Origin of the sequence: Mesorhizobium sp. C264A, assembly GCF_040324515.1 — a bacterium.
Taxonomy (GTDB): Bacteria; Pseudomonadota; Alphaproteobacteria; order Rhizobiales; family Rhizobiaceae; genus Mesorhizobium.
Map to the genome: position 1 here is coordinate 1,676,356 of NZ_JAMYVY010000001.1, position 17,179 is coordinate 1,693,534.

Sequence of the window (17,179 nt, forward strand, 5' to 3'; positions counted from 1 at the left end):
GGCGAAATGCGCCGGGAGGGATCATCCGTGAAAAAAGGGTATCGCGAGTTGCTCGACGAGGCCAATGCCGAGATCGAGGTGGTCTCGCCCGAGGAAGCGGCCGGGCTGCTCGACGACGAGGACACCATCTTCGTCGACCTGCGCGATCCACGCGAGATCGAGCGGGACGGCCAGATCCCCGGCGCCAAACATGTCACTCGCGGCATGCTGGAATTCTGGATCGATCCCGAAAGCCCTTACCACAAGCCGTTCTTTGCCTCGGGCAAAAGCTTCGTCTTCTTTTGCGCCGGCGGCTGGCGCTCGGCGCTGGCCACCAAGACGGCGCAGGATATGGGGCTGTCGCCGGTCAAGCACATCCTTGGCGGCTATACCGCCTGGAAGGCGGCCGGATTGCCCGTCGAGCCGGGCGGCAAGAAGAACGGTTAGCTCACCGCTCCGGCGTTGTCGGAGTCGACAATACACCCATTGGAATCAATGCAGTATCGGCTCGCGCTCGTTTTTGACAAAAGTCACAGCGCGTTCGACAACACCTTTGTCGGCGAGAATGCGACGGTGGCCGAGCCCATCGGCCCAGTGCAGCCGCACATGGCTGCCGGCGCCGGCATAACGTGTGGCATGATCGGCGGGGACTTCGCGGTCGTCCGGCGCGTGGATGACCAGCGTCGGCACCGGCGCCTCAGCCAACTGGCGGTCGCCGGTGAATTCATGCAGCGGCCGGCCCGACAGCCTTTTCACCTGATCGGCCATGGAAACCTGCGAACGCGGACCGACATTGAGCATGCGGCTGAAGTCGGCGAAGATCGCCGGCAGGGAACTTGGCGCGGCGACCAGCACCAGCCGCTCGGCCGCGACGGGCTGGATACCCTTGATCGAACCGGCAATGGCATTGGCGGCGACGGCGCCACCGAAGGAATGGCCGACGATCGCCTTGAACGGACCGAACCATTCGCCGGCGACCCTGACCGCCTCGACCGCATTGACCATATTGAGATGACGGCCCAGCGACTGGCCATGGCCCGGCAGGTCGAGCGAGGCGACCCGGTAGCTCGCATCGCGAAAGCCTTCGATCAGCGCCCGCATATATTCCGTGCGCGAACGCCAGCCATGGACCACCAGCACCGTGCCGGCGGACGCCCTGCCCGGCTCGGGCCGGAATTCGTGCACCATGACGCAGCCGGCCTTGGTCGTCAGCCGATGATGGCGCGCCTCGGCCATGAAGCCGGCGGCGCGGTCGACCGCACGCCGCTCGCCGTCGCTGAGCGCCTTCACGCTCGGCGTGCGGCAGAACAGTTCGAAGGCGGCGCGCCCGCTCAGGCGGGGCGCCACATGCTCGGCGGCGCGGAACACGCCCCGGATGACCTTCAGTCCAAATGATGCCATAGTGGCGATCCATCCATTCCGTTCAAGCATGAACATAATAGTTCAAACATGAACATTAAACAAGAGCTGCCCTGGGACAACCCGCGCTTTCGCAACTGGGTCGCGGTGGCGCGCGCCTGCCATGTGCTGGAGCGTACGCTGGCGGTAAAGCTGGCGCCGCTGGATCTCAAGCCGGCGCAGCTCGACGTGCTGATGAACCTCTATCGCCATCCCGGCATGTCGCAGCACGATCTCGCCCGCAAACTGCTGGTCGGCCGCTCCAACATCACCATGCTGTTGCCGCAGCTCGAGGCGCGCGGCCTGCTGCGCCGCGAAGGCGATGAGAAGGACAAGCGCGTGCTGCGGCTGACGCTTACCGAGGCCGGCACGGAGCTCCTGATGAAAGCGCTGAAGGTGCATATGGCGCTGATCGAAAAGGCGATGAGCCAGTCGACAGCGGAACAGTGCGACATGATCGGCGAACAGATGCGCAAGATCTATGACGTGCTGAAGGATACCTGAGCCGTTCGATCCACGCGCCTCCCACCTCACCACATCGTCTTCTTCGCCCGCTCCGGCCATTCCTTGTCGTAAGTACCGGCATCGATATTCTTGCGGCTGGTGACTTCCAGGATTGTTCCGGGTGTCGGCAGCGATTTCGGGTCGACGTGCTTTGCCGGGTTCCACAGCTCCGAGCGAACGATGGCGCGGGCGCACTGGAAATAGACCGAATCGACATCGACCACGGTGACCGAGCGCGCCGGCTTGCCTTCGACGGCGAAGGAGGCGCAAAGCGCGGCGTCGGTGGTGATGCGGGCGCGGCCGTTGACGCGCAGCGTCGTGCCCGAACCCGGCACAAGAAACAGCAGCCCGACGCGAGGATCGCGGATGATGTTCTTAAGCGAATCGGCGCGGTTGTTGCCGCGCCTGTCCGGCATCATCAGCGTTTTCGGGTCATGCATGCGCACAAAGCCGGCGAGATCGCCGCGCGGCGAACAGTCCAGCCCTTCCGGCCCGCTCGTCGCCAGGGCGACAAAAGGCGAGGCTTCGATGAAGGCGGCATATTCGGGAATGACGTGGTCGAGTTCCTTGACCGTCGACGCTTCGCCGGGCAGGCCGTAGAGGGCTTCGAGCTGTTCGACCGTGGTGATGTCAGACATTTTCCCGTCTCCGAACCGTTGCCAGCGTTACCCCCAGTCAATGACGTTTTGCCGACAGTGCCGAACTAGCGGTCGCGGCTCAGTCCCTTCTCCTGGAGCTCGGCGAGATAGGCATTCCAGCGCGCGTCCTTTTCGTGGCCAAGCGTGTGCAGGTAATTCCAGGTGAAGATGCCGGTGTCGTGGAAATCGTCGAAGGTGATGCGCACGGCGTAGTTGCCGACCGGCTCGATCTTCAGGATAGCAACGTTACGCTTGCCGGGAACCGTCACCCGCTGGTCCGGCGAATGGCCCTGCACCTCGGCCGAGGGTGAAGCGACGCGCAGCAGTTCGGCCGGCAGTTCGAACGGCCGATGATCGGGAAAGGTGACGGACAGCAGTTTTCTGTCCTTCGAGACCCTGAGTTCCTTCGGCGCCGTCATTGTTCTGCATCCCGCATCAATCCGCCCTTCCCTACGCTGCTTCGCGCGAGCGGAAAAGGCCATTTGGACCCGGCCGACATCGGATGTCGGCCAGGGAATGTCACCAAAGATCGAGAGCGGCTATCTTGAATGGCGGGTTGGATCGTATCACATAGCCGTATATAACGGCACCACTCGCAGCATTGGAAACGCTTGAACGCATGGACATGATCGATCCCTTCGGTCGCACGATCAGCTACTTGCGCGTGTCGGTCACCGACCGCTGCGATTTCCGCTGCACCTATTGCATGGCCGAGGACATGGCGTTCCTGCCCAAGAAGGACCTGCTGTCACTCGAGGAACTCGACCGGCTCTGCACCGTCTTCATCGAAAAGGGCGTGCGCAAACTGCGCCTCACCGGCGGCGAGCCGCTGGTGCGCAAGAACATCATGCATCTGGTGCGCCAGCTGTCGCGGCACCTGAAGAGCGGCGCGCTGGAAGAGTTGACGCTGACCACCAATGGCTCGCAGCTGTCGCGCTTTGCCGCCGAGCTTGCCGATTGCGGTGTCGAGCGCATCAATGTCTCGCTGGATACGCTCGATGCCGACAAGTTCCACGCCATCACCCGCTGGGGCCATCTCGGCAAGGTCATGCAAGGCATCGATGCCGCGCAGGCGGCGGGGCTGAAGGTGAAGCTCAACGCCGTTGCGCTGAAGGACTTCAACGACGTCGAGCTGCCGGAGATGATGCGCTGGGCGCATGGCCGCGGCATGGACTTGACCGTCATCGAAACCATGCCGATGGGCGAGATCGACGCCGACCGGACCGACCAGTATCTGCCGCTATCGCTGCTGCGCGCTTCGCTCGAGCGCCAGTTCACGCTGAGCGACATCCCCTACAAGACCGGCGGTCCGGCCCGCTACGTCCATGTCGCAGAGACCGGCGGCAGGCTGGGCTTCATCACGCCGATGACGCATAATTTCTGCGAAAGCTGCAACCGCGTGCGGCTGACCTGCACCGGCACGCTCTATATGTGCCTGGGTCAGGAGGATGCCGCCGACCTGCGCGCGCCGTTGCGTGCCTCAGAAGGCAACGAGCTGGTCGCTGCTGCCATCGACGAAGCGATCGGCCGCAAGCCGAAAGGCCATGATTTCATCATCGACCGCCGCACCAGCCGCCCGTCGGTGTCGAGACATATGAGCGTCACCGGCGGCTGATTTTCTCCGCGATTGGTGCAGAATGCTTCCGTTGGAAGCGAGGGGGATTTCCATGCAGCGTGTTTGCCAAACCGGGCTGTCAGCGCTGGTCGTGGCCCTATCATTGGCGACCACAGTGGCGCTCGCAAAGCCGTTCACCTACATCAATGCGCGCTATGGCACGGTGTGCACGTTCCCGAGCCAGATTTTCAGCAAGCCGATGGCTGAGTCCCTCAATGGCGACGGTCGAAAATGGCTTAGCCCCGATGGTGCGAGCTTGTCCTGTTACGGCGGATACAAGCTGACGGAAGATACGCCCGACAGTCTGGTTGAAAAGGAAAAAGCCGACCCTGACTCTGGGGAAAAGGTCACTTACAGCAAAACCGGTAAGAACTGGGCAGTGGTCTCAGGCACCAAAGGCGACAAGATCTTCTATACCCGAATCGTCTTCGAAAAAGAGGATGCAATCCATACAGTCTGGATCGAATATCCCGCCTCGCTCAAGGCCAAGTACGACCCACTGGTCGGCGCTATCGGCGACAGCCTGCATGGGGCTGAGCAACACTGGGAATAAATCGCTCTCGACGCTGCAAACCCGATTTACCGCCATCGCGTTCCGCCCTAAATTTCGGCCTATAGCGGCTCGTCGCTCGGTTTGGGGGAATACGACATGCGCACATTCTTACTTTCTCTTGCAATGCTTGGGTTTGCCGTCGCGCCGGCAGCAGCACAGTCCATCGGTGGCAGCTACACCGTTGCGGGCACCAATTTCGACGGCTCGAAATATGGCGGCGAAGCCACCATCACACTGACCAGCGAGACCACCTGCACCATCCATTGGGAGACGGGCGGATCATCGTCGGACGGCATCTGCATGCGCAACGACGATGCCTTCTCCGCCGGCTATGTCATGGGCAAGGAAATCGGTCTCGTCGTCTACAAGGTAGAAGATGACGGCTCGCTGCACGGCCTGTGGACCATCGCCGGTAAGAACGGCAGCGGCACCGAGGTGCTGACGCCGAAATGAGCCTGCCGGTCATCGGCCAGCCCTCTCAGGGATTTCTATGGGTCACGGGTGAAAATCCGTGGCCTATTTCTTTGACGTTGCTGTCTTGCCGCCGGCTGCTACAGGCTTGAGCGGTTCACCGTTTCGCCGAAACGTCGAACCGCTTTATTCTTTGTTTTCACGCAATTCCGGACGGAAAACCGTTTCACACTTTTCCTGGAATTGCTCTTGCAAAACCGGTAACGCCCTTGCCTCTTTCCCCAAACATTCGCGGCGCGCTGTGCATGATGGTGGCCATGATCGGCTTCACCCTCAACGACGCCATCACCAAGTTCTCGTCGGAATCGATGAACATGGCGCAGGTGATGCTGGTGCGCGGCGCCTTTGCGTCGCTGCTCGTCGGCCTGCTCGCCTGGCAGCAAGGCGCGCTCGCGCGACCGAGGTCGATGCTGCAGCCGCTGGTGGCGCTTCGCGTGGTCGCCGAGGCCGGCGCCACCGTCGCCTTCCTTGTGGCATTAGCGCATCTGCCGATCGCCAATGTCTCGGCGGTGCTGCAGGCGCTGCCGCTGGCGGTGACGATGGGGGCGGCACTCGTATTCAACGAAGCGGTCGGCTGGCGGCGCTGGCTGGCGATCGCGGTCGGCTTCGGCGGCGTGCTGATCATCGTGCGGCCAGGCTTCGAAGGCTTCAGCGTCTATTCGCTGTACGCACTCGTCAGCGTCGCCTGTTGCGCAGTACGTGACCTCGCCACCAAGCGCATCCCGAGCGCTATCCCGACCTTGCTGGTGTCGACGGCAACGGCAATCGCCATGACCATCGTTGGCGCCGTGCTCCTGTCGCCGATGGGCGGCTGGACGCCGATGTCCGGCAAAGGCACGGCACTTTTGGCATTGGCGGCGGTGCTGGTGCTGATCGGCTACCAGTTCATCATCATGGCAATGCGGGCCGGCGACATCTCCTTCATTGCGCCATTCCGCTACACCGCCCTCTTTTGGTCGATGCTGCTTGGCCTCATCATCTTCGGCGATGTCCCCGACCTGCCGATGATCGTTGGCTCCGCAATCATCATCGGCTCCGGCCTCTACGCGCTCTATCGCGAGCGGGTCGTCGGCCGGCAGAAGCCGGCGGCCGAAAGCGCTGGACCCGACATGGCGCCGGACGGCATATAGGTTGGCCATGAGCCAAGACATTGCAGGAATTATCCTGGCCGGAGGCCTGTCACGGCGCATGGGCGGCGGCGACAAGACTTTGCTGGCGCTTGGCGGGCGTCCGCTTCTCGACCATGTCGTTGCCCGCCTGGCGCCGCAGGTCGGATCGCTGGCGCTCAGCGCCAATGGTGACCCGGCGCGCTTCGCCGCGGCCGGTCTTCCGGTTCTCGCCGATGCGGTCGAAGGCTATGCCGGACCGCTTGCCGGAATCCTCACCGGCCTCGAATGGGCGGCAGCGAACACCGCTTGCACGGCATTGGCGACGGCCGCCGGCGACACGCCGTTTCTGCCGGTGGATCTGGTCGAGAGGCTGGCTGCGGCTGTTGACGAGCGACCAGGCTCCATCGCTGTTGCCAGTTCCGGCGGCAGGCGGCATCCGACCTTTGCGCTGTGGCCGCTCGGGCTGCGTGAGGCCTTGCGCCATTTCCTGATCGAGGACAACAGGCGCGTCTCCGCCTTCATCGAGCGGCACGACTGTGTCAAAGTGGCATTTCCGTTGCTGACCCACGGCAGTGACGAGATCGACCCGTTCTTCAACATCAACACACCGCCCGACCTTGCGGTGGCCGAGCGTCTGTTGCAGAGCATCGGCCCATGAACATCTTCGGCATCACCGGCTGGAAGAATTCCGGCAAGACCACACTGACCGAGAAGCTGGTCACAGAGCTCGTCCGGCGCGGCTGGACAGTGTCGACGGTCAAACACGCCCATCATGAGTTCGACATCGACAAGCCTGGCGCCGACAGCTTTCGTCACCGCCAGGCGGGCGCCACCGAAGTCGCGGTGGTGTCGGGCAAACGCTGGGCGCTGATGCATGAATTGCGCGGTGAGGACGAGCCGACGCTGGAGACGGTCCTGTCGCGGTTGGCCCCGTGCGACATCGTGCTGGTCGAAGGCTACAAGCGCGAGGCGCACAAAAAGATCGAGACCCGGCGGCGGGAGGCCAAGGACCGCTCGCCGCTGTCGGCGAACGACGGACATATCGTGGCGATTGCCGCCGACTTCGCGGTTACCGGCGAAAGCCTGCCTGTGTTCGATCTCGACGACACGGAAGGGATAGCCGACTTCATCGAGCGCATGACCGGCCTCAAACCTTGAGGCCCCTGCCCTCGCCCGGGTCAGCCGCCCTCTTCAGCCGTTGCATTGTCTAAGCGCGTCGCGCCTGAACGGCCTCATGCGACGCGCTTCAGGTTGTTTTATTTATGCATGTCGTCGTCCCAAAACCGCTGCGCACTTTTGGGCGACATGCATTAACCCGGCGTCGGCATTGGCTGGACCCGCAAATCCCGCAAGCAACGGTTTTACAGTTGCTTTTCTCCCGAAAACAGTGGGAGTATCGCGCCAGCGGGCGGTCAAAAGCACCGCCCCACAGAGCCGTTCCGGAACGACGGCCGGGAGCCATAAAGAGAGGACTATCATGCGTATTGCACTGCGTATCGCGCTCGCCGCATCGGCTGCGCTGCTGACGCTCGGCGTCGCCCAGGCTCAGGAAACGACCCTGAGAATCGGCACCGAAGGCGCGTACCCCCCATTCAACAACCTGACCTCCGACGGCCAGCTCGTGGGCTTCGACATCGACATCGCCAAGGCGCTCTGCGACGAGATGAAGGTCAAGTGCACCTTCGTCGCCCAGGATTGGGACGGCATCATTCCGGCCCTGCAGGCCGGCAAGTTCGACGCCATCGTCGCCTCGATGTCGATCACGCCGGAGCGCGCCGAGAAGGTCGACTTCACCCACAAATACTACAACACGCCGTCGGCGATCGCGGTACCCAAGGATTCGACCCTCAAGGGCGTGACCAAGGAAGACCTGGCCGGCAAGACCATCGGCGTCGCAACCACCACGACGCATTTCAATTATGCCTCGAAAACCTATACGGACAGCACGGTCAAGGGCTATCCGAGCAGCCCCGAAGAGCAGGCCGATCTCGCCAATGGCCGTCTCGACGCGATCGAGGACGATATCGTCGTGTTGCAACAGTTCCTGGATTCGCCTGATGGCGCCTGCTGCAAGATTCTCGGCCAGCCTTCGCCGCAGCCGGTCGATATCTTTGGACCGGGCGCCGGCATCGCCGTGCGCAAGGGCGAGACGGATCTGGTCAACAAGTTGAACAGCGCCATCGACGCAATCCGCGCCAACGGAAAGTACAAGGCAATCAACGACAAGTACTTCAAGTTCGACGTCTTCGGCGCCGAGTCCTGATCGTCTGAAACAAGGCGGCAGGGGAAGTTTCCTGCTGCCGCCTTGGCCTGACAGAAGTGGAGACAAGACCCGTCAATGCCAAGCCAGAACATATGGATACTTCTCACTTGGGGACCCGATGGCTGGATTGACGATATTGCCTATGGCGCACTGGTCACGATTGCGCTCGCGCTGGCGACACTGCCGATCGGCCTGACGATCGGCTTTTTCGTCGCCTGGGCAAAACAATCCGAAGAGCCGTCGCTTCGCGTGGCTGCCAACATCTACACCACGGTGTTTCGCGGACTGCCGGAACTGGTGACGCTTTTCCTGTTCTTCTTCGGCATGCCGATCCTCTTGCAGTATGTCATCCGTCTGTTCAGGCCGGAAGCGACGGTCGATGTCGACAGCTTCCTCGCCGGCATGATCGTGCTGTCGCTGATCTTTTCGTCGTATTCCAGCGAAGTCTTCCTGTCGGCCTTTCGCGCCATTCCGAAGGGCCAGTACGAGGGCGGCTATGCGATCGGGCTGTCGAAATGGCAGACGATGCGCAAGGTGATCCTGCCGCAGCTGCTGCGCATCGCCTTCCCCGGCCTTGAGAATTGCTGGCTGAGCCTGCTCAAGGACACGGCCCTGGTGTCGGTCGTCAACCTGGCTGAAACCTTGCGCAACGCCGGCGTGGCGGCCCGTGTCACCAAACATTCCTTCCTGTTCTACAGTGTCGCGGCGATGGTGTTTCTCATCCTTGCCATCCTGTCGTCGATCGCCACCGGCTTCATCCTGCGTTCGCTCGGGCGGAGGGAGGCACGATGAGCGTCGTGACGCGCGCCGCCGTCGACATCGAGAAGCCACCACCACGGGCGCGGGGCTGGCCGCGGGCCCGTGTCGTCGGCTATGCACTGGTCGGCTTCTGGATCCTGTTCGGCATCGGCATCGCCGTCTATCTGGTTTACGCCTGGAATGGCGAGTTCTTCGCCAGATACGCGCCTGCCTATCTGCAGGGCTTGGGAACCACGCTTGCGTTGGTGGCCATCTCGATGGTGCTCGGCGCGCTCTTTTCGCTGCCCGTCACCTATGCCCGCATGTCAACGAACCGCTATTTGTCTGTCCTGGCCTATTGCTACGTCTATTTCTTCCGCGGCACGCCGCTGCTCGTCCAGGTCTATCTCGTCTATTACGGCCTGGGCTCATTCCGGGTGCAGCTCGAATCCGTCGGACTGTGGTGGTTCTTCCGCGACGCCTTCAATTGCGGTGTGTTCGCCTTCGCGCTCAACACCGCCGCCTACCAGGCCGAAATCCTGCGCGGCGCCATAGAAAGTGTTCCGAGGGGCCAATGGGAGGGCGCTGCTTCGCTCGGCCTGCACAAATTGCAGACGCTGCGCAAGGTCGTCCTGCCGCAGGCCTTTATCGTCGCGCTCCGGCCCTACGGCAATGAACTCGTCTTGATGATCAAGGCTTCCGCCATCGTTGCCATCATCACCGTCTATGATTTGATGGGCAACGCGAAGCTGGCCTACGCCAAGTCCTTCGACTTCCAGGCCTATGTCTGGGTCGCCATCGTCTATCTGGTGATGGTCGAGATCCTGCGCCACGGCGTCGAATGGATCGAGCGACGGATCACCATTCATCTGATCCGCTGAGCGGTCGGCTGTACCAGTCGATCGGCTCATGCGCGTCTTGACGAATGGCGCGTAGAGCCTAGAGCTTTCCAAGACAATTCCGTTCCGTCTGAAGGGCAAACTCATGGCATCTGTGGCATTTCTCGGTCTTGGCGTGATGGGCTATCCCATGGCCGGGCACCTCAGGAACAAAGGCGGCCACGACGTCACCGTCTACAACCGCACCGCGGCGAAAGCCGAGCAATGGGTTGCCCAGCATGGCGGCAAGTCTGCCGCGACGCCGGCGGAGGCCGCAGAGGGCCAGGACTTCGTCTTCTCCTGCGTCGGCAATGACGACGATCTGCGCTCGGTGACGACCGGGGCCCATGGCGCCTTCGCCGCGATGAAAAAAGGCTCCGTCTTCATCGACAACACCACGGCTTCGGCCGAAGTCGCGCGCGAACTGGCCGACGCCGCCGAAAAGGCCGGTTTTTCCTTCCTCGACGCGCCGGTTTCCGGCGGCCAGGCGGGCGCCGAGAACGGCGTGCTGACGGTGATGGTCGGCGGCGAGCAGGCTGCCTTCGACAAGGCCAGGCCGGTCATCGACGCCTTCGCCCGCATGGTCGGGCTGATGGGTCCGTCGGGCGCCGGCCAGCTCACGAAAATGATCAATCAGATTACCATTGCCGGGCTGGTTCAGGGACTGGCCGAAGGCATCCATTTCGGCAAAAAGGCCGGGCTCGACATCGAGAAGGTCATCGAGGTGATTTCCAAGGGCGCTGCCGGGTCCTGGCAGATGGAGAACCGCCACAAGACGATGAATGCCGGTAAATATGATTTCGGCTTTGCCGTCGACTGGATGCGCAAGGATCTCGGCATCTGCCTCGATGAAGCCGACCGCAATGGCGCGAGACTGCCGGTGACCGCCCTTGTCGACCAGTTCTACAAGGATGTGCAGGCGATGGGCGGCAAGCGCTGGGACACCTCGTCCCTGCTGGCGCGCCTGGAAAAATAGGCGTTCGCAATGGCCGAGCTTTCGCCCCAATCGAGCGCCGATGAGATCGTCGCCCATTTGCGCTCGATCGGCTCGGAGGACAATCGCCGCGGTATGCTGCGCTACGGCATCAAGATCGAGCGCGCGCTCGGCATCTCGCATGGCATGCAGCGGCAGATCGCCAAAAAGATCAAGCGCAACCACGAACGAGCCTTCGAGCTATGGCAGACCGGCATCATGGAGGCGCAGTTCATCGCTTCCGTCACGGCCGACCCGAAGCGCTTCTCAGCCGCGGATGCACGACAATGGGCGTCGTCCTTCGATTCCTGGGATATCGTCGACGGCGTCTCCGATCTCTTCGTCGACACGGACGCCTGGAAGGAGCTGATCGAGGAGTTCGCGGCGGACGAGCGCGAGTTCGTTCGGCGCACGGCCTTTGCCATGATGGCCTGGTCCGTCGTGCACCGGAAGCAGGAGCCGGTGGCGACTTTCCTCGGCTTCCTGCCGATCATCGAAGGGCATGCCGCCGACAGCCGCAATTTCGTGAAGAAGGCGGCAAACTGGGCGCTTCGTTCGATCGGCAAGCGATCGTTGGAGATGCACGGTGCTGCCCTTGCCGTGGCCGAACGGCTGGCCCAGTCGACCGACAAGACGGCTCGCTGGATTGGCAAGGACGCCGTACGGGAACTCACCAATGCCAAGATCATCGAGCGGATCGCCGCCAGAAAAGGCTGACCTGGCCAACGTCCGGTTCACCGAGGTGACGCGGCAGACGCGCGCCGATTTCGAAGGCCTCTTCGAAGCGCAAGGCGGTCCGAAGTATTGCTGGTGCATGGTCTGGCGGCCCCTGCCCGGCCGCCGCGAGCATGTTCAGCACGCCGAGTTGAAACGGGCCATGATGGCGCTTGTCGAGGCCGGCACGCCGGTCGGAATCTTGGCCCAGATTGACGGCAAGACCGTCGGCTGGTGCTCGGTCGCGCCGCGCCAGACATATCGGAAGCTGACGTCGCAACAGGACGATGACGAGACCGGCATCTGGTCGATCGTCTGCTTCTATGTGCCAAGGGCGCTGCGCGGCGGCGGGCTGGCGGCAGCGCTGCTTGACGCTGCCATAGATCACGCCTTTGCCAAGGGCGCCGGCGTGATCGAGGCCTACCCGGTCGGCGAGGCATCGCCGAGCTACCGTTTCATGGGGTTTCGCGACATGTTCATCGCTCGCGGGTTCCATGAGGTCGGCATGGCCGGCTCTCGCAGACATGTGATGCGGCTCGAGCGTTGACGCGATCGGCCGCGGCGTCTTTACTCCTGCACAAAGGAAGCGGCCGATGAGCAGTCCTCTCAAATCGACCTTGGCGCTTGCAGCCGCGTTGTTGGTGTTCACCGCTACCAACGCCTCAGGCCAAACCGCGCGCATCTTCTGGAAAGATCTGCGTCCTGCGACGCAGGCGGTGGCCGAAGATGCCGGTCTGCCGATGATTGCGGCAAAACTGCCCGATCGTGGCGAGACATTGTCGCTCAACCTGCAAGACAAGATAGTACAATTAGCCGGCTACGCATTGCCGGTCGACCGTGATGGCGATCTCGTCTACCAATTCCTGCTGGTGCCGTGGACAGGCGCTTGCAGCCACATGCCGACGCCGCCGCCCAACCAGATCGTGCTGGTGACGCCGGCCCGTCCCTACAAGATGTCGCAGTCCTATGAGTCGGTTGCCGTGACCGGCGCTTTGCGGCCCGGCTTGGAGAAGAGCCAGTTGTTCATTCTCGACGGCGTCAGCATCATCCAGTCCGGCTACACCGTACGCAAAGCCGATGTGGTGGCAGTCGACACGGTGCCGGACACGATCACGCTGCCGGTCAACTCGCCCTGGAGTTTCCTCAACAAAAAGAAGAACTAAACGGCGCCTGCTTGTGCAGCGTCACCGCCCAGTCACGGACAACCGCGCTCAGGCCGCGTTGGCGCCGGATTCCTTGTCCAGCAGCATGTAGTCGAGCGGCATTTCGGTCGTGTACTTGATCTGCTCCATGGCGAAGGACGACGATACGTCGCGGATCTCGATCTTGGCGATCAGCCGCTTGTAGAAGGCGTCATAGGCGGCGATATCGGGCACCACGACGCGCAAGAGATAATCGACGTCGCCGCTCATGCGGTAGAATTCGACCACCTCGGGAAATTCCTGGATGACTTCCGAGAAACGCCGCAGCCATTCATGGCTGTGCGAATTGGTGCGGATCGACACGAAGACGGTGACGCGCACATTGACCTTTTCGTGGTCGAGAATGGCGACGCGCCGCTTGATGACTCCCTCTTCCTCCAGCTTCTGGATGCGGCGCCAGCACGGCGTCGTCGACAGGCCGACTTTCTTGGCGACATCGGCAACCGCGAGCGTCGCGTCCTCCTGCAGGAGGCGGAGAATTTTTCTGTCGAGGCGATCCATTGAGGTGCTCCTGGTGCAGGCCGCGTTCCCTCGAGCGCGACGCGCTTTGGGAATAGATTGGCTATACTCCCTCTTATTTCGACCTTTCACAAGAAAGAAATTCTGCCGGATGGCACAAAAGCGAGTGATATCTTGCTTAAAGTCTAATCTATGCGATAGCGGATTTCCGATCTCAGAAACGGCAGCAAATCCATTTCAAACCATGGATTCTGCTTCAGCCATCCTGAGTTGCGCCATGACGGGTGTGGCAGCGGCAGCACTTTCAGGCTGGCCGGCGCATCCCAGATGGTGCGCCAGTCCTTCACGGTTTCGGTCAGCGACGGCCGGCGCGTGGCGCCCATATGCCAGGATTGCGCGTAGGAGCCGATTGTCAAAACGAGGTCGATCTGCGGCATCAGCGCCATCAGCGGCGCGCGCCAGGCCAGCGCGCATTCTCGGCGCGGCGGCAGGTCGCCGCCCTTGGCGTCCTGGCCGGGGAAGCAGAACCCCATTGGCACGATGGCGAATTTATCCGTGTCGTAGAATTCCTCGCTTGTCACGCCCAGCCAGCTTCGCAAGCGGTCGCCGGAGGCGTCGGTGAACGGCATGCCCGACAAATGCACCTTTGTGCCTGGCGCCTGGCCGGCGAGCAGGATGCGGGCGCTGGATGATGGCAGCAGCACCGGGCGCGGCTCGTGCGGCAGTGGCCTGCCGACCGGAGTGTCGACGCAGATGCGGCAGGCGCGGACCTTTGCCGTCAAGCGTTCGAGTTCCGCCTCCATCAGGCGGAAGCGCTCGGACGGCTGGAGACGGCGCTGTACCAGCGCAGCACGTTGGTGCACTCGTCCGGCACTTTGATGCGCGCCGGTTTCATGAAATCCATGGCGATCATGCCGGTGATATCGGCGATCGAATAGGCGTCGCCGGCGGCGAATTCGCGGTTTGCCAGTTCGGGCTCGAGCAGTTTCAGGAATTCAACCGCTTTCGCCTTGTTGGCCTCGCCCCATTCGGGGATCTGCGGAATTTCCCATTCCTTCATCGCCGGATGGATGTGGCGAAAAGCCTGGGCGACGCAGCTGAGCAGATTGAACTCCATGCGCCTTTGCCACATCTCGACCTTGGCCTTGCCGAGCGCGCCTTGCCCGAACAGCGCCGGTTCGGGATGCAGTTCCTCGAAATAGCGGCAGATGGCGACGGATTCGGTGAGGATGGTACCGTCGTCGAGCTCGAGCACCGGCAGCCGCTGCAGCGGGTTGCGCGACCTGACCGGCTCCTGCTTGTGCCCCATCGCACCCATGTCGACCGGCACCAGCGGCACTGCGATGCCCTTTTCGGCGAGGAAAACCCGCACGCGCCGCGGATTGGGGGCGCGGCCGCCGTCGAACAGTTTCATGCTTATCCTCCCGATCTGGTCCTTCAACTATAGTGCTCGTCACCAGAAGCGAAACATCTCTCGCAAGGCGTCACCGACCGAAGCCAGGGTGCCGTGCTTTCTTTCGAGCGGGCCGCCGTGGTGGCTTTCGCGCCAGTCTTGCGGCTGATCGAACGTGCCGGCCCAGATGCCAACCTTGCCGGCGCGGGCAATGGCCTGCTCGGTGTCGAAATCGCCATAGGCAATTGCCCAGCCGGCCTCAACCTGGGCCCGGTTGAGATCCTTTCCACCGGCCTTGCAATCGCCGAGCAGGCGGCCGTAGCGGTCGCGCTGCCAGCCGCTGCAGGTCACCGGATTGCCTGATATCAGCCGCACCAGCGCCTGGCGCGCCAGCCTGCCGCAAGCATAGTCCGCGCCATCCCTACGGCAGATCTGCTGGTATTCCGGAGCGTCGATGCCGCGCATGCGGATACGTTCGGTGCCAAGAGTGAGTGAATCGCCATCGTTGACGATCGCCGCCCCTTGCGCCTTGCGCGTCTCGAAACGGTCGAGGCGTGCGGCGAGCAGGATCAGCAGGCCGAGCAGAATGACCGTCAGCGCGTAGTCCAGCAGCTTGCGCCACAGGCTTCGCGGCGGCGGCGGATAGTATCGCCGGCGCGGCCTTGGCGACCACGAACGGCTCATATGGCAAACAGTCTCTTAATCATTCGAACGTAGCTTAACGAATTGAGATCGCTGCGCGCATAAATCGAAGTTTCCATGCCTCTGCTACGCTCGAACACAGCGGATAAATTCATTGTGGACCGCCGGAAACCGCACCGCAACAGCGATGTGGCGCGCGCGGTGCGCAAGACGCGCGACCGTCTTTCGCAGCAGGTCGGCAATCTCGACTTCGACCGCGAGCTGCTGAAGCTGCACGCCGGGACCATGGTGGGCGGCGCAGCCGTCATCCCACTGCTGGTGTTGGCGGTCGCGGCGGCCGGGCTGCTGGCCGGTGTGGACAAACAGATCAGCGTCTGGGCGCTGTTCACCCTGATCTGCTATTCGATCGTCGCCTTCATGGCGCGGCGCGTCGGCCGCACCGAAGCTGCCGAGCTCAACCCTGTTCGCACCCGCAGGGATTTTCTGATCGGCCATTCGCTGTGCGGCCTCGGCTGGGCGTGGTTCGCCTGGCTCGGCTGCGCCACCTGCCAGATCGACCAGTTCCAGGTGGCCAAGGCGGTGGTGCTGCTGCTGGCCATGGCGACCACCGCTATCATGGCGTCGTCCTTGCGCGGCTCGCTGCTTGCCACCTTCGTCGTTCCGGTGGCGGTCTATGCCTATGCCGAAACGAAATTTTGGGTGCCGGTCGGGACGATCATGGTCGCCCTGCTGGTCGCGGCATTGCCGTTCTTTGCCTATATCGCGCGCCATCTCAACCGCTCGTCGCTGATACTTCTGTCCTTCCGCTCCGAAAAGGACGCGCTGCTAGCAGAGGTGGAGACAGCGAAATCGATGTCGGACGAAGCTCGTCGGCGGGCCGAAGACGCCAATCTGGCGAAGTCGCGCTTCCTTGCTTCGATGAGCCATGAGCTGAGGACGCCCCTCAACGCCATTCTCGGGTTTTCCGAGGTGATGGCCAATGAAGTGCTCGGGCCGATGAGCAATCCGACCTATCGCGACTACGCCCGCGACGTGCACGATTCCGGCCAGCATCTGCTCGACCTGATCAACGAAATCCTTGATCTGTCGCGCATCGAGGCCGGCCGCTATCAGCTCAACGAAGAGCCGGTGATGCTGCTCAACATCGCCGAAGATTGCTGCCACATGATGGAATTGAAGGCGCGCAATAAGGACATCCGCATCGTCCAGGATTTCGAAAGTGCCCTGCCGCGGCTGTTCGCCGACGAGCGCGCGGTGCGGCAGATCACGCTCAACCTCCTGTCCAACGCCATCAAATTCACCGCCACCGGCGGCGAAGTTCGCGTGCGCGTCGGCTGGACGGCGGGCGGCGGCCAGTACATTTCGGTCAAGGACAATGGGCCGGGCATACCGGAAGACGAAATCCCGATCGTGCTGTCCGCCTTCGGCCAGGGCTCGATCGCCATCAAGAGCGCCGAACAGGGCACCGGGCTCGGACTGCCGATCGTGCAGGGCCTGCTCGCCATGCATGGCGGCGAATTCGAACTTCAGTCGAAATTGCGCGAAGGCACCGAGGCAATCGCCATCTTCCCGCTCGCCCGAGTGATGGAGGAACTGCCGGCGCTGCCGACAAAGGCGGTCGCGGCGGCTCGCCGACGCTGACAGCTTGTT

23 protein-coding genes are annotated in these 17,179 nt (G+C 62.5%); 16 read left to right on the top strand and 7 right to left on the bottom strand.

Annotated elements, in window-relative coordinates; genetic code table 11:
- The first annotated feature begins 27 nt into the window (after positions 1-27).
- Positions 28-426, top strand: a complete 399-nt coding sequence (locus tag NKL04_RS08180) for a rhodanese-like domain-containing protein (RefSeq protein WP_023688500.1) — start codon at positions 28-30, stop codon at positions 424-426.
- Between the two features lie 45 nt (positions 427-471).
- On the opposite strand, the gene NKL04_RS08185 is transcribed toward NKL04_RS08180, so the two are convergent.
- Positions 472-1,380 (bottom strand): alpha/beta hydrolase, encoded by a 909-nt coding sequence (locus NKL04_RS08185; RefSeq protein ID WP_023702270.1) that lies wholly within the window; start codon positions 1,378-1,380, stop codon positions 472-474.
- A 48-nt stretch (positions 1,381-1,428) separates the two neighbouring features.
- Between NKL04_RS08185 and NKL04_RS08190 the strand changes: the two genes are divergently transcribed.
- Positions 1,429-1,881, top strand: coding sequence for a MarR family winged helix-turn-helix transcriptional regulator (locus tag NKL04_RS08190; RefSeq protein ID WP_023682500.1), 453 nt, complete (start codon positions 1,429-1,431; stop codon positions 1,879-1,881).
- 26 nt (positions 1,882-1,907) lie between these two features.
- Here the strand turns inward: NKL04_RS08190 and NKL04_RS08195 are convergent, their stop codons facing one another.
- The gene (locus tag NKL04_RS08195; protein WP_023696145.1) at positions 1,908-2,519 is read right to left on the bottom strand and encodes a pyridoxamine 5'-phosphate oxidase family protein; all 612 of its coding nucleotides are present in this window, start codon (positions 2,517-2,519) and stop codon (positions 1,908-1,910) included.
- A 65-nt stretch (positions 2,520-2,584) separates the two neighbouring features.
- Positions 2,585-2,938: a gamma-butyrobetaine hydroxylase family protein gene (locus tag NKL04_RS08200; RefSeq protein WP_023668999.1), complete on the bottom strand. Its 354-nt coding sequence runs from the start codon at positions 2,936-2,938 to the stop codon at positions 2,585-2,587.
- Between the two features lie 200 nt (positions 2,939-3,138).
- Here NKL04_RS08200 and moaA point away from each other — a divergent pair, with 200 nt between their 5' ends.
- The 13 genes from moaA to NKL04_RS08265 all read left to right on the top strand — a co-directional run bounded on the left by moaA (position 3,139) and on the right by NKL04_RS08265 (position 12,996).
- Positions 3,139-4,134, top strand: a complete 996-nt coding sequence (gene moaA, locus NKL04_RS08205) for a GTP 3',8-cyclase MoaA (RefSeq protein ID WP_031193366.1) — start codon at positions 3,139-3,141, stop codon at positions 4,132-4,134.
- A 52-nt stretch (positions 4,135-4,186) separates the two neighbouring features.
- Positions 4,187-4,687: a hypothetical protein gene (locus NKL04_RS08210; RefSeq protein ID WP_023696147.1), complete on the top strand. Its 501-nt coding sequence runs from the start codon at positions 4,187-4,189 to the stop codon at positions 4,685-4,687.
- Positions 4,688-4,783: 96 nt separating this feature from the next.
- Positions 4,784-5,140 carry a hypothetical protein gene (locus tag NKL04_RS08215; RefSeq protein WP_023696148.1) on the top strand — a complete coding sequence of 119 codons (357 nt, stop codon included), beginning with the start codon at positions 4,784-4,786 and terminating at the stop codon, positions 5,138-5,140.
- 227 nt (positions 5,141-5,367) lie between these two features.
- Positions 5,368-6,288, top strand: a complete 921-nt coding sequence (locus NKL04_RS08220; RefSeq protein WP_023696149.1) for a DMT family transporter — start codon at positions 5,368-5,370, stop codon at positions 6,286-6,288.
- Between the two features lie 7 nt (positions 6,289-6,295).
- Positions 6,296-6,925: a molybdenum cofactor guanylyltransferase MobA gene (gene mobA, locus NKL04_RS08225; RefSeq protein WP_023702271.1), complete on the top strand. Its 630-nt coding sequence runs from the start codon at positions 6,296-6,298 to the stop codon at positions 6,923-6,925.
- Positions 6,922-7,425, top strand: coding sequence for a molybdopterin-guanine dinucleotide biosynthesis protein B (mobB, locus tag NKL04_RS08230; RefSeq protein ID WP_023682492.1), 504 nt, complete (start codon positions 6,922-6,924; stop codon positions 7,423-7,425). Before mobA ends, mobB begins: the two co-directional genes overlap by 4 nt.
- Positions 7,426-7,744: 319 nt before the next feature.
- Complete coding sequence (locus NKL04_RS08235) at positions 7,745-8,530, top strand: ABC transporter substrate-binding protein (protein WP_023682491.1); 786 nt, start codon at positions 7,745-7,747, stop codon at positions 8,528-8,530.
- A 75-nt stretch (positions 8,531-8,605) separates the two neighbouring features.
- The gene (locus tag NKL04_RS08240; RefSeq protein WP_023669007.1) at positions 8,606-9,322 is read left to right on the top strand and encodes an ABC transporter permease; all 717 of its coding nucleotides are present in this window, start codon (positions 8,606-8,608) and stop codon (positions 9,320-9,322) included.
- The gene (locus NKL04_RS08245; protein ID WP_023696151.1) at positions 9,319-10,149 is read left to right on the top strand and encodes an ABC transporter permease; all 831 of its coding nucleotides are present in this window, start codon (positions 9,319-9,321) and stop codon (positions 10,147-10,149) included. Before NKL04_RS08240 ends, NKL04_RS08245 begins: the two co-directional genes overlap by 4 nt.
- A gap of 103 nt (positions 10,150-10,252) precedes the next feature.
- Positions 10,253-11,122: an NAD(P)-dependent oxidoreductase gene (locus NKL04_RS08250; protein WP_023682488.1), complete on the top strand. Its 870-nt coding sequence runs from the start codon at positions 10,253-10,255 to the stop codon at positions 11,120-11,122.
- A gap of 9 nt (positions 11,123-11,131) precedes the next feature.
- Complete coding sequence (locus NKL04_RS08255; protein WP_023702272.1) at positions 11,132-11,836, top strand: DNA alkylation repair protein; 705 nt, start codon at positions 11,132-11,134, stop codon at positions 11,834-11,836.
- Positions 11,796-12,380: a GNAT family N-acetyltransferase gene (locus tag NKL04_RS08260; protein ID WP_023682486.1), complete on the top strand. Its 585-nt coding sequence runs from the start codon at positions 11,796-11,798 to the stop codon at positions 12,378-12,380. The genes NKL04_RS08255 and NKL04_RS08260 overlap by 41 nt, the downstream gene beginning before the upstream one ends.
- 46 nt (positions 12,381-12,426) lie before the next feature.
- Positions 12,427-12,996 (top strand): DUF3299 domain-containing protein, encoded by a 570-nt coding sequence (locus NKL04_RS08265; protein WP_023682485.1) that lies wholly within the window; start codon positions 12,427-12,429, stop codon positions 12,994-12,996.
- A gap of 48 nt (positions 12,997-13,044) precedes the next feature.
- Here the strand turns inward: NKL04_RS08265 and NKL04_RS08270 are convergent, their stop codons facing one another.
- The 4 genes from NKL04_RS08270 to NKL04_RS08285 form a co-directional block, all read right to left on the bottom strand.
- Positions 13,045-13,536: an Lrp/AsnC family transcriptional regulator gene (locus NKL04_RS08270; RefSeq protein WP_023669013.1), complete on the bottom strand. Its 492-nt coding sequence runs from the start codon at positions 13,534-13,536 to the stop codon at positions 13,045-13,047.
- A gap of 143 nt (positions 13,537-13,679) precedes the next feature.
- Positions 13,680-14,297 carry a uracil-DNA glycosylase family protein gene (locus NKL04_RS08275; RefSeq protein WP_023682484.1) on the bottom strand — a complete coding sequence of 206 codons (618 nt, stop codon included), beginning with the start codon at positions 14,295-14,297 and terminating at the stop codon, positions 13,680-13,682.
- On the bottom strand, positions 14,297-14,908 hold the full coding sequence (locus tag NKL04_RS08280; protein WP_023682483.1) for a glutathione S-transferase: 612 nt from the start codon (positions 14,906-14,908) through the stop codon (positions 14,297-14,299). The genes NKL04_RS08275 and NKL04_RS08280 overlap by 1 nt, the downstream gene beginning before the upstream one ends.
- 39 nt (positions 14,909-14,947) lie before the next feature.
- Entirely contained in the window at positions 14,948-15,571 is a 624-nt protein-coding gene (locus NKL04_RS08285) for a thermonuclease family protein (RefSeq protein WP_023682482.1), read from the bottom strand.
- Between the two features lie 75 nt (positions 15,572-15,646).
- Between NKL04_RS08285 and NKL04_RS08290 the strand changes: the two genes are divergently transcribed.
- Entirely contained in the window at positions 15,647-17,170 is a 1,524-nt protein-coding gene (locus tag NKL04_RS08290) for a sensor histidine kinase (protein ID WP_023682481.1), read from the top strand.
- Positions 17,171-17,179 lie beyond the last annotated feature (9 nt).

Excerpts from the sequence above, each read along its gene's own strand:
- NKL04_RS08250 (WP_023682488.1), top strand. The coding sequence starts at position 10,253 with ATGGCATCTGTGGCATTTCTCGGTCTTGGCGTGATGGGCTATCCCATG.
- NKL04_RS08185 (WP_023702270.1), bottom strand. The coding sequence starts at position 1,380 with ATGGCATCATTTGGACTGAAGGTCATCCGGGGCGTGTTCCGCGCCGCC.
- NKL04_RS08240 (WP_023669007.1), top strand. The coding sequence starts at position 8,606 with ATGCCAAGCCAGAACATATGGATACTTCTCACTTGGGGACCCGATGGC.
- NKL04_RS08200 (WP_023668999.1), bottom strand. The coding sequence starts at position 2,938 with ATGACGGCGCCGAAGGAACTCAGGGTCTCGAAGGACAGAAAACTGCTG.
- NKL04_RS08255 (WP_023702272.1), top strand. The coding sequence starts at position 11,132 with ATGGCCGAGCTTTCGCCCCAATCGAGCGCCGATGAGATCGTCGCCCAT.
- NKL04_RS08215 (WP_023696148.1), top strand. The coding sequence starts at position 4,784 with ATGCGCACATTCTTACTTTCTCTTGCAATGCTTGGGTTTGCCGTCGCG.
- NKL04_RS08235 (WP_023682491.1), top strand. The coding sequence starts at position 7,745 with ATGCGTATTGCACTGCGTATCGCGCTCGCCGCATCGGCTGCGCTGCTG.
- NKL04_RS08280 (WP_023682483.1), bottom strand. The coding sequence starts at position 14,908 with ATGAAACTGTTCGACGGCGGCCGCGCCCCCAATCCGCGGCGCGTGCGG.
- mobB (WP_023682492.1), top strand. The coding sequence starts at position 6,922 with ATGAACATCTTCGGCATCACCGGCTGGAAGAATTCCGGCAAGACCACA.
- NKL04_RS08195 (WP_023696145.1), bottom strand. The coding sequence starts at position 2,519 with ATGTCTGACATCACCACGGTCGAACAGCTCGAAGCCCTCTACGGCCTG.
- NKL04_RS08190 (WP_023682500.1), top strand. The coding sequence starts at position 1,429 with ATGAACATTAAACAAGAGCTGCCCTGGGACAACCCGCGCTTTCGCAAC.
- NKL04_RS08275 (WP_023682484.1), bottom strand. The coding sequence starts at position 14,297 with ATGGAGGCGGAACTCGAACGCTTGACGGCAAAGGTCCGCGCCTGCCGC.
- NKL04_RS08265 (WP_023682485.1), top strand. The coding sequence starts at position 12,427 with ATGAGCAGTCCTCTCAAATCGACCTTGGCGCTTGCAGCCGCGTTGTTG.
- NKL04_RS08245 (WP_023696151.1), top strand. The coding sequence starts at position 9,319 with ATGAGCGTCGTGACGCGCGCCGCCGTCGACATCGAGAAGCCACCACCA.
- NKL04_RS08260 (WP_023682486.1), top strand. The coding sequence starts at position 11,796 with ATGCCAAGATCATCGAGCGGATCGCCGCCAGAAAAGGCTGACCTGGCC.
- mobA (WP_023702271.1), top strand. The coding sequence starts at position 6,296 with ATGAGCCAAGACATTGCAGGAATTATCCTGGCCGGAGGCCTGTCACGG.
- NKL04_RS08290 (WP_023682481.1), top strand. The coding sequence starts at position 15,647 with ATGCCTCTGCTACGCTCGAACACAGCGGATAAATTCATTGTGGACCGC.
- NKL04_RS08270 (WP_023669013.1), bottom strand. The coding sequence starts at position 13,536 with ATGGATCGCCTCGACAGAAAAATTCTCCGCCTCCTGCAGGAGGACGCG.
- NKL04_RS08210 (WP_023696147.1), top strand. The coding sequence starts at position 4,187 with ATGCAGCGTGTTTGCCAAACCGGGCTGTCAGCGCTGGTCGTGGCCCTA.
- NKL04_RS08285 (WP_023682482.1), bottom strand. The coding sequence starts at position 15,571 with ATGAGCCGTTCGTGGTCGCCAAGGCCGCGCCGGCGATACTATCCGCCG.
- moaA (WP_031193366.1), top strand. The coding sequence starts at position 3,139 with ATGGACATGATCGATCCCTTCGGTCGCACGATCAGCTACTTGCGCGTG.